Below are 14,684 nucleotides of genomic sequence, written 5' to 3'. Positions count from 1 at the left end.
CACTCCTGCGTCGTCCCGTAGAAGCGCCCTCGGCGGGGTGTCCCCGGGGGGTCAGGCACCCCGCCGGGGGCGGAACTTCGGCAGGGTCACCTCGGGGGTCACGTCGTCGAACGTGACCTCGACCGGGAGGCCGATCCGGACCTCCCGGACGGGGCAGTCGACCACGTTCGACAGCATGCGGACGCCCTCCTCGAGCGCGACGACGACCACGGCGTACGGGACCTCCGCGGCGAAGCCCGGGTGATTCGCCTGGTGCATGACGGCCACGCTGAAGACCTCGCCACGCCCCGATACGGGAACCCATTCGCTCTCGCGCCCGAGGCACCGGCTGCACACGGCCCGTGCCGGAAATCGCATCGTGTGGCACGTGCCACAGCGCTGGACGACCAGCTCGTGGCGACGCGCGGCGGCGAAGAAGGGCGCCATCTCGGGCGAGATCTGCGGCAGGGGCTTCGCAGGAGGGCTGGCGGAGGGGGTGGTCACGCGGGCAGCCTCGAGAGGACGAGCGTCGAGTGGGTCGAGAGCACGCCCCCGTTGCCGGACACGAGCGCCACGTCGTGCTTCGGCACCTGGCGGTCGCCGCCCTCACCGCGGAGCTGGATCACCGCCTCGGAGATCGGCGTCATGCCCCACATGTAGAAGCTCGAGAGCTGCCCTCCGCCGGTGTTGAGCGCGAGCTTGCCGCCGGGGCCGGTCACGTGCTCGGCGACGAATGGTCCCCCCTCGCCCTTCTTGCAGAAGCCGTAGTCCTCGAGCGTGACGAGCACGGTGAACGTGTAGCAGTCGTAGAGCTCCACGACGTCGACGTCGGCGAGCGTGATGCCCGCCATGGAGAATGCCGGTTCCTTCGCGATGACGGCGCCCGACGCGAGCGTGTCGGCCGCGTCGCCGCCGAGGTGCCCCTGGCCCATGCCCCAGACGTAGACGGGTGGTTTCTTCGCGTTGCGCGCCCGCTCGGCGCTCGTCACGATCACCGCGAGGCCGCCGTTCGACACCAGGCAGCAGTCGAAGAGGTGGAACGGCTCGACGACCCATCGCGACCGCCGGTAGTCCTCGAGCGACAGCGGTTGATCGTGGAGCTGTGCCGCGGGATTGCGATTCGCCCACTTGCGCTGCGCGACGGCGACCATGCCGAGGTGATCCTGGGTCGTGCCGTAGAGGTGCATGTGCCGTTTGGCGACGAGCGCGTACATCGCGTTCACGCCGAAGAAGCCGTAGGCGGCCTCCCACCCGCGCGCGAACGCATACGCCGCGCCCGTCGACTGTTTTTCCCCCTTCGGCGCCGGCGGCTTCAGCGGCGCATCCGAAAAGACGCACACGACCGTCGTGCACAGGCCCGCCGCGATCGCCTGGGCCGCGTGCTGGATCATGGCGGCGGCGGTGGCGCCGCCGAGGTTCATCGTCGCGGAGAGGCGCAGGTTGTGGAGCCCCATCGCCTGCTGGAGCTGGAAGGAGCCCATGCCCATGTCACCCCAGGTGAGCCCCGGGTTGAGGAGGAGGCCGTCCAGATCCGAGCGCTGGAGACCGGCGTCGTCGAGCGCCGTGCGCACGGCGTCGACCGCGAAGCCGACCGCGCCCTGTCCGTACACCTTGCCCTGTGGCGTGATGCCGAGGCCGGCGATCGCGGCGCTGCCACGCAGCGGATGGGCGGACATGCGGTGGGTCTACGAAAGGCCCCACGGCGGTGCAAGCGCCGTTGCACCCCGGGCGCGGTATGACTACGAATTCGTCCGCGGTGTCCGACGATCCCCGCCGGCTGCGCCTTCTCTACGAGCTCGGCTGCGCCTTCGCGGCGCGTCGCGAGCTCGACGATCTGGTGTCGCTCGTGGTCGAGCGCTGTCGCGAGGTGCTCGACGCCGAGGGCGCCGCCGTCCTGCTCCTCGATGCGTCCCGGCAGGAGCTCCACTTTCCCTACGTCGCCGAGGAGGACCCGGTGGTGGCGGAGCGCCTGCGCGGTCTGCGCTTTCCCGCCAGCCAGGGGATCGCCGGCGCCGTTCTCGAGAGCGGCACCGCGATGCGCGTCGACGATTGCGCAGCCGACGCGCGCTTCTGTGGCGACGTGGACGCCGGCAGCGGCCTCACGACGCGCAACCTCGTCTGCGCGCCGCTGGCAGGGCAGGGTGGTCGGCTCGGCATCCTCGAGGTCGTGAACAAGCGCGGCGGGGGATCGTTCAGTGCCGAGGACCTCGACTTCCTCGCCGCGCTCGCGGGCAGCGTCGCCGTCGCGATCGAGCACGCGCAGCTCTGGACCCGGCTGCGCGCCTCCGCCGATCGCCTGCGCGCGCAGGTCGGCGTCTTCCGGCGCGACCAGGCGCGCAAGGACCGCTTCGACGACATGGTCGGCACCGGCCCGGCCATGGCCGAAGTCTTCCGGCTGATGCAGAGCGCGGCGACGTCGCCCATCCCGGTGTTGATCGAGGGCGAGACGGGCACGGGCAAAGAGCTGGTCGCCCGCAACCTGCACGCGGCGAGCGCGCGCGCCGGCGAGCCGTTCGTCGCCGTCAACTGCGCCGCACTGCCGGAAGCGCTCCTGGAGAGCGAGCTCTTCGGGCACCGCCGGGGCGCCTTCACCGGCGCCACGCACGATCAGGTCGGGCTCTTCGAAGCCGCCTCCGGGGGCACGATCCTGCTCGACGAGGTCGGCGAGCTGCCCCTCGGAATGCAGGCGAAGCTGCTGCGCGTCCTGGAGGCGGGCGAGGTCCTCCCGGTCGGCGAGCGACAGCCCCGAAAGATCGACGTGCGGATCCTGTCTGCGACCAATCGCGACCTCGCCGCCGAGGTCGAGGCCAAGCGTTTCCGGGAGGACCTCTACTACCGTCTCGCCGCCTTCCCGATCCGCGTGCCGCCGCTCCGCGCGCGTCGAGACGACATCGCGCAGCTCGTGGACCGCTTCCTCGCCGAAGAGGCTGCGCGCCACCACAAACGGATCCCCGGCGTCGAGCCGGGCGCGCTCGAGCGCCTGGTCGCGTACCGGTGGCCGGGCAACGTGCGCGAGCTGCGCAACGAGATCGCGCGCGCCGTCGCCCTCGCGAGCGATGGCGAGCGTCTGGGTCTCGCCCACTTCTCGCCGAAGCTCGGTACGGCGGTGGCCGCCGCCGAGGAACCGGCGGTCGCCGCGCTCGGAATCACCGATCTGCGCGAGGCCCGAGACGCGTTCGAGGCCTCGTTCCTCGCGCGTGCCCTGCGCGACCACGACGGCAACGTGTCGCGCAGCGCCAAGGCGCTCGGCATCTCCCGCGTCGCGCTGCAGAAGAAGATGAAGGAGTTCGGGCTGCGCTAGGAGGCCGGGCGCTTCAGGATCGAGAAGTGCCGCCGCAGGAGCTCGGCCTGGTCCTGGACCGAAGCCGTGCGCCGCGCCTGCATGAGCACGTCGAACAGCTCGCGGTCGCCGGCCTCCTCCCAACCGCCCTCCTCGTGCATCGCGTCCAGGATCTCGTGCACGACGCGCGGGATGTCGCGCTGCGGAATCACGAGGTCGCCGCGCCCGAGCGTGCCGCTCCAATTCGACGCATACGGTCGAAGCACGGAGAGGATCCGCTCGGTGAGCGAGCGATCGGCCCGCATCCGATCCACGCGGGCATTAAAGCACGCGCGCACCGCAGCGGCGAGCGACCCCGTTTGCGGTCAGGCGACGCGCACGGTACGAATCGGTTACGCGGAGGAGGGGGTGATGGCGAGTACCTTCCAGCCGACGACGGCCGTTGCAGCCGTCCAGGGTCTGCCGCAGGTGTTCGATCCGAGCGCCGCGGAGGGCGTGGAGGCGATCGTGCTCTTCGACCTCACCGGATCGGAGCCCGGGCAGTGGACCGCGATGATCCACGACCAGACCTGCCGCGTGACGCCGGGGCGCACGGTGGAGCCGACCGTCACGCTCACGATGGACTCCGATCTCTGGCTCGCCATCGCGCGGGGTGAGAAGAGCGGCCGCGACGCGTTCATGAACGGGGAGTATCAGGTGAGCGGCGACGCGATGTTCATGATGCGCTTCGGGAAGCTCTTTCCCGTACGCGGCTGAGCTCAGCGGCACGACGCCGGCGGCACCAGCGCGTTCGCGCAGATCGCCCGCGCGAGATCGCTCGCGATGATCGCGTGGCCTTCGGGGCCCCAGTGCGGGTCGCCGGGGACGCGGAAGCGCTTGCCCTGGCCCCGGAGATCCCCCAGCGTCCGCCCCGCGTTGACGAACACGCCGCCGTCCTCGCGCGCCACGCCGGCCAGCACGGGCTCGAGTTGCGCCGAGTCGTCCTCGATGTTGAGCAGCACGAACCGCGCGCCGTTCGCCTGCGCCTCGGCGGCGAAGCGACGCAGGAGCGCGCGCGTCGTCGTCCACGCAGGCCCGGTCGGGGCATAGAGGCGAAGGGCCTCGAGCTGCAGCAGGATCTGCCAGGTCCATCGCAGCAGGACGCTCCGATCGAGCAGCCTCCAGGGCTGCGGAGGCGCCACCGACGCCGCGTAGACGTCGGGGGTCGGAACCGGGACGCCCGTGAGGCGCAGCTCGCCGCCGTCGATCACGAAGCGGGGCTTCGCGAAGAAGCGGAAGTCGTCGAGGTTTCGCTGGATGTGGTAGTACGCGAAGCCCACGACGACGACGTCGGGGTCGAACGGGACGCCGTCGCGCTCGTAGCGCAGGAGCATCTGATCGGTACCGTAGCCGTGGACGCCGAAGTTGAGGACGTCGGCATCGGCGAGGAGGTCCTGCAGGCGCGCGCTGTAGGTCTGACCGTCCTCGACCTCGGCGCCGAACGTCTGCGAGCACCCGAAGACGGCGATGCGCGCGCGGCCCGGCGGGCGCTCGCGCGGCACGGTCGCCTCGCCACGGAGCCCGTCGGCGTTCGTGTGGATCGTGACGTCGAAGGCGCCCGCCCGCACGCGGCGCCGCGCGAGGTCCGGAATCGGCGACCAACCGAGGTCCGCGTCGGGGCGATCGAAGCCGAGCTCGTCGCCGCGATCCCTTCCATGCCGGCTCGCCCGGCGCTCGAACCAGCGCAGGCGGTTCTGATCCTGGTCGCCCAGGCCGACGTGCGGCAGCGCCGCGCGGGCGTGCGGCGAGAGCCGCATGCGGATCGCGACCTCGGCGATGGCGAGCCCGACCGCCAGCGAGCACACGGCGAGCGCGAGCTCCGCCCAGGGCGGTCGCGTACCGGGCCGCATGGGCGCCGCCCATAGCAGGCGGCTCGCGAGTCCGCGAACCTCGCCTAGGTCCGCACCGCGCCGATCCGCTCGTCGAACGCGAGCTCGAGCGACTCGAGATGGCGGATGTAGTCGACCGGCAGGTCGTACCGCCGCGCGCCGTCGAGGAGGAGGTCCAGATAGCGCGCCGACGGCTTGCGGCCGGCGACGGCGATCGTCGAGCGATACGTGAAGCCCGGAACGACGCGCGCGTCGAGCCGCACCTCCACGGACTCCCGGTAGTAGAGGCGCGGGACACCTTCGGTCGCATCGAGGCGCTCCGCGTCCCGGACGGTGAGCAGATACGCCACGCCGTGCGTGCGCGCGGCGCCGTGCGCGGCGAGGTTCGCGACCGCACGCTCGCCCGGGCCGACCGGGATGTCGAAGGTGAGCCGATAGCCGTCGATGAACGCACGCGCCGTTTCGAGCGGGCGCATCTCGCGCCGCTCGAGGAACGTGCCCGGGCTCATGTTGCTGCCGTAGGCGAAGTACCAGACCTGGGCATCGTCCATCGGCGGGCGAATCTGCCACGCGGTTGAAGCTCATCCCAGCCGGGCATTTGGTGCGTGCGCGTGCGAATGCGAAAGATCGTGGACGGAGTCTTGTGGCGGATATCGCACCGTGGCAGCATCGCGCGCCCGCGGGTGATGGACCGAATGAAGAACGCAAGCACCGTCCTCCTTTGGGCCGCCCTCACCGCGCTCGCGGGACGCGCCTCGGCGATTCCGCCCCCGCTCGGCGCTCTCACCCAGCTCTCCGGCCTCGACGCCTGCATCTCCGACGATGGCACGGGCGGCGCCTGCACCGACGGCAACGCCCTCGCCGCCGACGGCTACGGCGTGATTGCCCTCAGCCCCGACGGCAAGAACGTGTACAGCGCATCCCAGCATGGCGTGGCCGTCCTGTCGCGCGACCCGGCGAGCGGCGTCCTCACACAGCTACCGGGTAGCGCCGGTTGCGTCGCAGAGGACCCGATGGCGACGCCTGGCTGCACGGCCGGCAGAGGCCTGGAGGGCGCGACCAGCGTGGCGGTCAGCGCCGACGGTCGGAACGTCTACCTCACTGGCCAGAACAGCGATTCGGTCGCGGCGTTCTCGCGCGACACGTCGACCGGCGCGCTGACACAGCTTCCCGGGACCAGCGGCTGCATCAGCGAGGATGGCTTCGATCACCCCGGAGGCACAGCGGGAAGCTGCGTCGACGGCAGGGGGCTCAGCGGTGTTCGTTCGGTGCAGGTCAGCGCCGACGGCGCGAACGTCTACGTCGCCTCGTCCTTCGGCAACTCGATCGCCGCGTTCTCGCGCGACGCATCGACCGGCGCGCTGACCCAGCTTTCCGGCACCGACGGCTGCGTCAGCGAAGATGGCTTCGACCACACCGGCGGCACGGCGGGGAGCTGTGCCGACGGCGTCGCGCTCGCCGGTCCCCGGCAGATCACGCTCAGCCCCGACGACAAGTTCGCGTACGTCGCCTCGAACAACAACGGCGCGATCGCGATCTTCTCGCGCGACGCTCCGCTCGGCGCGCTCACGCAGCTCCCCGGCACCGCCGGCTGCGTCAGCGCGAGCGGCAGCGGCGGAGCATGTTCCGAAGGCAACGGTCTCACCTTCGTAGCCCACGTCGGGATCAGCCCCGATGGCGCCAACGCATACGTGGCCTCCGGGGGAGGCTCCGGTACGGTCACGATCTTCGCCCGCGACCCGGCAGCCGGTACGCTGACGCAGCTCGCCGGTCCCGCCGGCTGCATCGCCGAAGCGCCGGCGCCGCCGGGATGCGCGACGGGGAAGGCGCTCGCTCGCGCGAACTGGGCCGTGGTCTCCCCCGACGGGCTGAGCGTCTACGTCGTCTCGATCGATCCAGTCAGCGCCGTGGCCGTATTCTCCCGCGATCCCGCCGACGGCAAGATCTCGCAACTCCCGGGTACCGCCGGCTGTGTCAGCGAGACTGGAACGGGCGGGCAGTGCGCCGACGGGGTCGCTCTGATCGCCGTGTCATCCCTCGTCGTGAGTGCCGACAACGCAACCGCCTACACCCGGGCGGATGGCAGCAGTGCGGTGTCGGCGTTCTCCCGGGAGGTCGCGCCGATCTGCGCGAACGTATCCTCGCTCGTCCCGAACGGGACGCGCACGATGATCGCGTTGTCGTGCAACGACCCCAACGGGGATCCCATCACGCGCTCGATCGTGGCCGCCCCCATGCACGGCACCCTCGAATCGATCGACGAGGCGTCGGGAGCCGTCGCGTACACGCCGGCTGCCGGATTCGACGGCGACGACTCGTTCACGTTCGCGGCCACGGACGGGAGTGCGAGCTCGGCAACCGCGACCGCCTCGCTCACCGTCGCCTGCCCGGCGATCGGCGCGGACGGCGCGCTGTGCGTGCTGCGCGGCTACCCGCCGGCGGCGTGCAAGAGCGACAGCATTCCGGCGGCGATCGGGGCTCGCGTCGACGCCGCGCGGACCGTGCTCGAGAAGGCGCAGGCTGCGGCCGCCGCGAAGGCGCGGAAGCGCCTGCTCGCGAAGTCGCGCGGCAAGCTGAAGAAGGCCGCGAAGTCGGCGCGCAAGGCGGGTCGCAAGGGTTCCATCGGCCCCGACTGCGCCACGGCGATCGACCAGCTGCTCAAGGACGCCGCGAGCCGCGCCCGTTGATCGACGCCTACGCGGGGCGGTGCTCGGTTCCCTCGCCGCGCGTGATGAAGAGCGCCTCGCTCGGCGCGTGCACGATCGCCGAGTGCCAGACGCCGCGCGGGATGATGAACGCGGATCGTCCCCGGAGCTCGACCGTCCGCTCGTCCCGTCCCATCTCCAGAACGAGGTCCATCGCGCCCGAGAACTGACACACGATCTCGTCGCCCGCCGGGTGCATCTCCCAATGGTTCCATTTACCCGGCTCGAAGCGATACGCCGTGACGAGTCGGCCCCGGTGCAGGTCGCTTCGTCGATCGATCGTCGCCCAGAAGTCGGGGCCCACGGGGACGGGCACGGCCTCCGGCCCGTCGGCGAGATGGACGTAGGTGTCGACGATGTCGAACGCGCTCGCACCCATGGTGGCTCCTCCTAGCCCTTGACCATCGCGTCGTACCGCCGCTGCATCTCGGCGGCCGACACGTTCTCCTTGGGGGTCGACACCATCCACTGGTGCCCGAACGGATCCTCGATCGTGCCCGACCGCTCACCGTAGAACTGGTCCGCGACCGGACGGATCACCTTCGCGCCGGCGGCGACGGCCTGCTTCACGACCGCGTCCGAGTCGCCGACGTGGAGGTGCAGCTTCACCGGCGAGCCACCCAGCGTCTGCGGGCTGAGGGCGCCGAAGTCGGGGAACTCGTCGGCGAGCATCAGCACCGTGTCGCCGATCTTGATCTCGGCGTGCCCGATCCGGCCGCTTCCGGGCTCGGCGAGGCGCATCGTCTCGGTGGCGCCGAAGGCCTGCTTGTAGAAGTCGATGGCGCGCGCGGCGCCCTTGCAGCAGAGGTACGTGGTCACGCGGGGGGTGGTCGTCATGGCGTCCTTTCTTCTCACGTCATGCGGGGGTGGCTTCGATCACGCTCATCGTGGCCTGCGTCGGCACGACCCGGGTGACGTGGAACCCGGCGCCCTCGATCACCTGACGGAACTCGGTCTCGGTGCGCTCGCGCCCGCCGGTCACCACCATCATGTTGAGGTCGCTCGACGCGAGCATGGCGTGGAACGGCGTCGAGCCCATCCGTTCGGGGACGATCGGCTCGACGACGAGCAGGCGCGATCGCTCGTGTGCCGACTTCCGGACCGTTCGCAGAAGGGCGATGCTGCGCTCGTCGTCCCAGTCGTGGATCACGCTCTTCACGAGGTAGGCGTCGGCAGGTGGGGGCGTGTCCTCGAAGAAGCTTCCGGCGACGAACTCGCAGCGGTCGGCGATGCCCGTCTTCCGGAAGAGGGCGAGGGCACCGTCGCGGCAGTGCGGCAGGTCGAAGACGGCGCCGCGCAGCTCGGGGTTCGCCTTCAGGATCGGCGGCAGCAGCGCACCGTAGCCGCCGCCGACGTCGACGATCGTGCGGAACCCGGAGAAGTCGTATGCGGCGGCGACGGCCGGTGCGAGATGGCGCGTCAGCTGCGCCATGGACTGGTTGAAGACGGCTCCCGCTTCGCCGTCGGCGACGATGCCGTCGAACGCGCCGACGCCGTTCTGCTTCGGCACCGAGTCGCCGGTCCGCACGCAGTCGACGAGGCGTCCCCACGACGCCCACACGCGCTCGCCGGCGACCATCATCACCCAGGCGCGGACCGAGTCGGGCGTGTCGGAGCGCAGGCACGCGCCGAGCGGCGTCAGCGCGAAGGCGCCGTCGTCGGTCTGCGTACACACCTCGAGCACGGTGAGGGCGCGCAGGAGCCGGTGCAGCGCGCCGGGGTTCGCCCCCACGGCGCGCGCCACGTCGGCGCTCTGCTTGGGGCCGTCGGCGAGCACGTCGGCGACGCCGAGCTCGGCGGCCACGTGCAGGGCCTGGGGCACCCAGTAGCTCGTCACCATGCGGGAGATCTGGAAGGGCAGGGGAATCGCGGGAGCGCTCTGCTGCGACATGGATCCTCCGTTCAGCGGGCGAAGATCGCCGTGGGGCCGGTCGGCGTGGGCTCGACGTCGATGCGCGTGAAGCCCGCGTCGCCGAGCCAGCGCCGGTAGTCCGACTCGCGCCAGGTGGCGCCCTCGGGCGTGCCGATCAGCATCTGGAGATGGAAGAGGAGCGCGAAGGGCGGCCCGCTGCGATCCTCGTTCACGACGAAATCGACGACGATGAGCGTACCGCCGGGTGCGAGCGCGCGCCGCAGGCGGCGGAACGCGGCGGCGTTCTGCTCGGGGCTCAAGCCGTGGGCGATGTGCGAGTAGATCGCGAGGTCGTAGATGCCGGCGCCGAAGTCCACCTCGTGGAGGTCGCCGTCGCGGGTCTCGAACCGCTCACCCACGCCCATCTTGCCGACGTAGTCGCGCGCGATGCGGTTCACGTTCGCCCAGTCGACCTGCGTCGATCGCGCCTGCGGGTTCGCCGTCAGCAGCGCCGCCGAGTAGACGCCCGCGCCACCGCCCACGTCGAGCATCCGTACGGGTCCGAGCGACGCGAAGCCGAGACGCGCGCCCACGTGCTGCGCCACGGGCCACGCCGCGGGGATCAGCGCCACGACGAGCTTGTCCCAGAAGGGCGCTTCGGCGAGCACGAGCGGCTCGGCGCGCCGGCCCCGCTTCACGATGTCGGGCAGCGCCGTCCACAGGGCGAGCTCGCCATCGGGGCCGAGCAGGCGCGTCGCCCACGCGCCGAGATACGCGGGCTTCCCCTCGACGAGATAGAAGCTCGACTCGCGCGTCGTGGCATACCGGCCGCCGGCCGTCGTGAGGAGGCCGAGACCGACGAGGCCGTCCAGCAGTCCCTGCGCGCCGCGCGTCGAGATGCCGGCCGCGCGCGCGAGCGCGGCGCACGTATCCTCGCCGCGCTCGATGCGCGTGAACACGGAGTACTCGACGGCGGCGGCGAGCGCGATCGACGCCCAATGGCCGGAGAGGTACTGGTTGATGAGCTGCGGGCTCGGCACGTCGCCCTGCGACATGCCGTCCCTGTAGCACCGTGCCGGGCCGCCGTCTTGGAAAAATCGGAAGTGGGCCCCCCCGTGGTCTACTGAACCGGCAGAGGCTCCAGGCCGGGCATCTCCGGCGAGTCACCCGGCGCAAGCGATGGTACGTTCTGGGGCTGATACTCCCGATCGTGCAGCATCCGCTCGACCACCGACGGATGGATCGTATCGTTCGTCGGCGCCGCCCCGGCGCCGACGATGCGCCGGACGAACGGTCGCATCAGCCGGTAGAAGCCGGTGCGCGAGTCACGCATCCTCCCCAAGGCATTGGGTCGCATGTTGGTGTCGACGTAGGCCTGATCGAACGCCAGCCCGCACGAGCCCGCCCGGTCCTTCATCCACAGGAAGGCGATGTCGGACAGTCCGGGGTCGCTGTAGCCGCCGCCGACGTTCGTGTGCACGCCGGCGAACCATGCCTGCTCGAGGCGTTGGCCCTTCGCATCGGGCTGCTGCTCCCAGACCGACGGCTGGAACGGCGGGCGCTTCTCGTCGACGGCGAGCGCCTGGAAGGCGTTGTCGACGAACGTGCTCAGCTTGACGTCGTGGAACTCGAGCTTGAGGAGGAGCTGGCTCGCCCGGGCGAGCCAGCCCACCGGGATGCCGAGTGCGCCGACCGTGTCCCAGACGCCGATGCACTTGATGCGCACGACGTGATCGTGGCTCTCGTGGGTGTAGCTCTTGCGGAACAGCTGCGCCTCGATCGCGCGCGGGTTCGAGTCCTTGTCGCGGCGCCGGTAGAGTCGGTACGCGCCGTCGGCGAGGTCGGCGTGCTCGCGCCGCAGCAGGCCGCAATTGCGAACGAGCCCGGCGAGGCTTCGCACCGTATACGCACCTCGGCTGAACCCGAAGAAGAAGAGCTGGTCGCCCGGCTCATAGTTGTCGACGAGGAAGCGATAGGCGTGCTGAACGTTCCGGGACAGCCCGATCCCGAAGGCGCCTCCGCCCGCGCGGTCCCACCAGTTCGTGCCGACGCCGGGATGATAGTAGACCTGCTGGAGATTTCCCTGCGCGTCCCGGGGCGCGATCGCGAGGGCCATCCGCGTGACGTTGCTCGGACAGACCTGCCCGTCGTCGGTCTGGTCGGGGCGGTTCCACGTGCCGTCGCAGCAGACGACGATGCGCTTCATGGATCCACGCAGGAGCAATGGACGTTCCACCCCCGGGTACGGCAACCCACGCGAGGAAACCAAGTGGGGGTGCCGGCGCGTGTCCGGTGGAGCGGACGCGTTGTCGGCACGGGTGGACACGACGCGCGAGGTCGTCGTCGCGCTTCCCCCACGCCGGCATTGACAGCCGAACGACCCGGACGATAGGGACGCTCAGGTCCCGGCAACCGACGGAGGGTCCACATGAGCGGTCGAGCAGGTCCGGTCGTGGCGTGTGTGATCGTGCTCCTCGGGGCGCCGGTCGCTCGGGCGGGCATCGTCTCCCGCATGAGCGTCTCGTCGGCGGGCGGCCAGGTGGTCGGACGGAGCGGCAAGCCGGGGCTCTCGGCCGACGGCCGCTGGGTCGCCTTCATCAGCGATGCGCCGAACCTGGTGCCCGGCGACGGCGACGATCTGATCGACGTCTTCGTGCGCGATCGCCTCACGGGAACGACGACGCTCGTCAGCAAGTCGTCGGCGGGCGTGAAGGGCAACGGGGACAGTGGCTACTTCTTCAACAACGGCGCCGTGCCCGCGGTGTCGGCGACCGGGCGCTACGTCGCGTTCGTCAGCAGCGCGACGAACCTCGTGCCCGACCTCGGTCTGGGAGGCGGCGGCGTCTTCGTCCACGATCGCGACGCCGACGGCGACGGCGTCTTCGACGAGCCCGGGGGCGTGACGACCGTGCGCGTGAGCGTCAGCTCCGCCGGCGTCCCGAACGACGGCTGGAGCTCGGGGCCCGCCATCTCGGCCAGCGGTCGCTTCGTCAGCTTCTTCAGCTCGGCGACGAACCTCGTCCCGAACGACACCAACGGCGTGATCGACGTCTTCGTGCACGATCGCGACACCGATGGCGACGGCGTCTTCGACGAGCCCGGCGCGATGCGCACGACGCGCGTCAGCGTCGGCCCCGGCGGGGTCGAGGGGAACCTCGACAGCTTCGACGGCGACTCGCCGTCGCTCTCGGACGACGGGCGGATCGTCGCCTTCACGAGCTATGCGTCGAACCTCGTTCCCCTCGACACGAACGGGGCGCGGGACGTGTTCACGCACGACCTGGTCACGGGACGAACCGAGCGCGTGAACGTCTCCTCGTTCGGCCAGCAGACCCAGTATCTCGACAGCTACAACTCCGCCCTCTCCGCCGACGGCCGCTTCGTGGCGTTCCTTACGGCCGACCACCAGCTCGCCGATGCGTCGGGCTACGAGCCGGGCTACTACGACATCCTCGTCCACGATCGCGTGACGGGCAGCACGACCACGTGGACGCAGACGACGCCGGTCGGGCTCCGCCTCGGCGGATCGCTCTTCGCGCCGCGGCTCTCGGCCGACGGACGGCTGATCGCGTTCACCGTGCGCTTCGGCAACTTCTACGACGACCCGGGCGAGGCCTTCGTCTACGTCCACGACCGCATCGCCGACACGACGACCGCCTTCTCGATCGGCAACGGCGACGACTTCCAGCACGCCGAGGATCGCGAGTTCGCCCTCTCGACCGACGGCCGCGCGGTGGCGTTCGAGAGCGTCGACGAGACGTTCATCGCCGGCGACACGAACGGGACCATCGACGTGTTCGTCCACGACTGCCCGCTCGCCGTGCCGGGCCAGACGGCCTCGTGCGAGCCCATCCCGCTGTCGCCGCTCGACGCGACCCGGCGCGCGCGCTTCGTCGCCGGCGCCGAAGAGTTCACGACGGTGGAGACGCTGGCCAGCGGTCTCGGCCCCGTGTTCAACGACGTCAGCTGCGTCGCCTGCCACAACCGGCCGCAGGTCGGCGGATCGAGCCCGCGCACCGTGACCCGCATCGGACGCGACGGCCCGGGCGGCTTCGACGAGCTCGCCGCGGTCGGCGGGCCGATCATCCAGGAGCACGGCATCGTCGACAGCGCCGCGGGCTGCTTCGTTCCGGGCGAGGTCGTTCCGCCCGAGGCGACGATCGTCACGCACCGCGACACCCCGGCGCTCTTCGGGCTGGGCGTCATCGACCGCCTGCCCGACAGCTCGATCCTGCGCTTCGCCGACCCCGACGACCGCAACGGCGACGGCATCTCGGGCCGCCCGAACATGGTCGGCGGCCGCGTCGGCCGGTTCGGGCGCAAGGCGCAGATCGCGACGCTCGCCGAGTTCGCGGCCGATGCGTACCTGAACGAGATGGGCGTGACGACGCCCGGCCACTCGAGCGAGCTCCGACCCCAGGGTAATGATCCCGTTTGCGACGGAGCGTACGAGCCCGAGGACGACGGCCACGCCGTGGTCGCGTTCACGGACTTCATCTCGCTGCTCGGGCCGCTGCAGCCCGGCTACGCGCTCCGCCAGGTGAAGCGGGCGGCCCGTCCCGGCGCACGACTCTTCCGGCTGGTCGGCTGCCAGACCTGCCACACGAACAAGTTCAAGGTGCTCACGTCCGCGCCCGGGGGGCCCCGCGTGAAGGTCGTCGTGTGGTCGGACCTCCTCCTGCACGACATGGGCCCCGACCTCGCGGACGGGATCGTGCAGGGCGACGCCACCGGAAGCGAGTTCCGAACCTCGCCCCTGTGGGGGGTCCTGTGGAGCGCCCCCTACCTCCACGACGGCCGCGCGCCGACGCTGGAGGCGGCCATCGCGCAGCACGGCGGTGAGGCGACGAGCGCGCGCGATCGCTTCCTCGCGCTACCGCCCGAGATGCAGCAGGAGCTCCTGACGTTCGTGAAGAGTCTGTGACGGGCCGCAGGATCTTGCCGCGCCTTCGGTAGCGGGCTAAGCGTCGGGCCTCATCCCCCGCACGAGGAGGTCCGAC

The 14,684-nt window shown here is 71.0% G+C and carries 14 protein-coding genes; 4 read left to right on the top strand and 10 right to left on the bottom strand.

Going from position 1 to position 14,684, the window contains the following annotated elements; all coding sequences use genetic code 11:
* Positions 1-51 precede the first annotated feature (51 nt).
* Positions 52-483 (bottom strand): OB-fold domain-containing protein, encoded by a 432-nt coding sequence (locus VMS22_03630; GenBank protein HXJ33106.1) that lies wholly within the window; start codon positions 481-483, stop codon positions 52-54.
* Positions 480-1,655 (bottom strand): thiolase family protein, encoded by a 1,176-nt coding sequence (locus VMS22_03625; GenBank protein HXJ33105.1) that lies wholly within the window; start codon positions 1,653-1,655, stop codon positions 480-482. The genes VMS22_03630 and VMS22_03625 overlap by 4 nt, the downstream gene beginning before the upstream one ends.
* An 80-nt stretch (positions 1,656-1,735) precedes the next feature.
* On the opposite strand from VMS22_03625, the gene VMS22_03620 reads away from it, so the two are divergent.
* Complete coding sequence (locus VMS22_03620; GenBank protein HXJ33104.1) at positions 1,736-3,280, top strand: sigma-54-dependent Fis family transcriptional regulator; 1,545 nt, start codon at positions 1,736-1,738, stop codon at positions 3,278-3,280.
* Here VMS22_03620 and VMS22_03615 read toward each other — a convergent pair.
* Positions 3,277-3,573, bottom strand: coding sequence for a hypothetical protein (locus VMS22_03615; protein HXJ33103.1), 297 nt, complete (start codon positions 3,571-3,573; stop codon positions 3,277-3,279). The two genes, VMS22_03620 and VMS22_03615, sit on opposite strands and share 4 nt — an antisense overlap.
* 97 nt (positions 3,574-3,670) lie before the next feature.
* Between VMS22_03615 and VMS22_03610 the strand changes: the two genes are divergently transcribed.
* Positions 3,671-4,015, top strand: coding sequence for an SCP2 sterol-binding domain-containing protein (locus VMS22_03610; protein HXJ33102.1), 345 nt, complete (start codon positions 3,671-3,673; stop codon positions 4,013-4,015).
* 2 nt (positions 4,016-4,017) lie between these two features.
* On the opposite strand, the gene VMS22_03605 is transcribed toward VMS22_03610, so the two are convergent.
* Both VMS22_03605 and VMS22_03600 read right to left on the bottom strand, forming a co-directional pair.
* Positions 4,018-5,148, bottom strand: a complete 1,131-nt coding sequence (locus VMS22_03605) for a hypothetical protein (GenBank protein HXJ33101.1) — start codon at positions 5,146-5,148, stop codon at positions 4,018-4,020.
* A 44-nt stretch (positions 5,149-5,192) separates the two neighbouring features.
* Positions 5,193-5,678 carry a gamma-glutamylcyclotransferase family protein gene (locus VMS22_03600; GenBank protein ID HXJ33100.1) on the bottom strand — a complete coding sequence of 162 codons (486 nt, stop codon included), beginning with the start codon at positions 5,676-5,678 and terminating at the stop codon, positions 5,193-5,195.
* 144 nt (positions 5,679-5,822) lie between these two features.
* Between VMS22_03600 and VMS22_03595 the strand changes: the two genes are divergently transcribed.
* A complete protein-coding gene (locus VMS22_03595) occupies positions 5,823-7,814 on the top strand; it encodes a beta-propeller fold lactonase family protein (GenBank protein HXJ33099.1) in 1,992 nt (663 codons plus the stop codon).
* A 7-nt stretch (positions 7,815-7,821) separates the two neighbouring features.
* Here VMS22_03595 and VMS22_03590 read toward each other — a convergent pair whose 3' ends face one another.
* The 5 genes from VMS22_03590 to VMS22_03570 form a co-directional block, all read right to left on the bottom strand.
* A complete protein-coding gene (locus tag VMS22_03590; protein HXJ33098.1) occupies positions 7,822-8,211 on the bottom strand; it encodes a cupin domain-containing protein in 390 nt (129 codons plus the stop codon).
* A gap of 11 nt (positions 8,212-8,222) precedes the next feature.
* Complete coding sequence (locus VMS22_03585; protein HXJ33097.1) at positions 8,223-8,669, bottom strand: VOC family protein; 447 nt, start codon at positions 8,667-8,669, stop codon at positions 8,223-8,225.
* Positions 8,670-8,688: 19 nt separating this feature from the next.
* Positions 8,689-9,723 carry a methyltransferase gene (locus VMS22_03580; protein ID HXJ33096.1) on the bottom strand — a complete coding sequence of 345 codons (1,035 nt, stop codon included), beginning with the start codon at positions 9,721-9,723 and terminating at the stop codon, positions 8,689-8,691.
* An 11-nt stretch (positions 9,724-9,734) separates the two neighbouring features.
* Positions 9,735-10,739 (bottom strand): methyltransferase, encoded by a 1,005-nt coding sequence (locus VMS22_03575; GenBank protein ID HXJ33095.1) that lies wholly within the window; start codon positions 10,737-10,739, stop codon positions 9,735-9,737.
* A 65-nt stretch (positions 10,740-10,804) separates the two neighbouring features.
* Complete coding sequence (locus tag VMS22_03570; protein ID HXJ33094.1) at positions 10,805-11,890, bottom strand: DUF2235 domain-containing protein; 1,086 nt, start codon at positions 11,888-11,890, stop codon at positions 10,805-10,807.
* A gap of 222 nt (positions 11,891-12,112) precedes the next feature.
* Between VMS22_03570 and VMS22_03565 the strand changes: the two genes are divergently transcribed.
* Positions 12,113-14,608 carry a di-heme oxidoredictase family protein gene (locus VMS22_03565; protein HXJ33093.1) on the top strand — a complete coding sequence of 832 codons (2,496 nt, stop codon included), beginning with the start codon at positions 12,113-12,115 and terminating at the stop codon, positions 14,606-14,608.
* Positions 14,609-14,684 lie beyond the last annotated feature (76 nt).

The sequence above is a fragment of the Candidatus Eisenbacteria bacterium genome (assembly GCA_035577985.1).
GTDB lineage: Bacteria > Desulfobacterota > Binatia > DP-6 > DP-6 > DATJZY01.
Note: the sequence above shows the minus strand (reverse complement) of the source record. Positions and strands in the feature narration are given on the sequence as shown.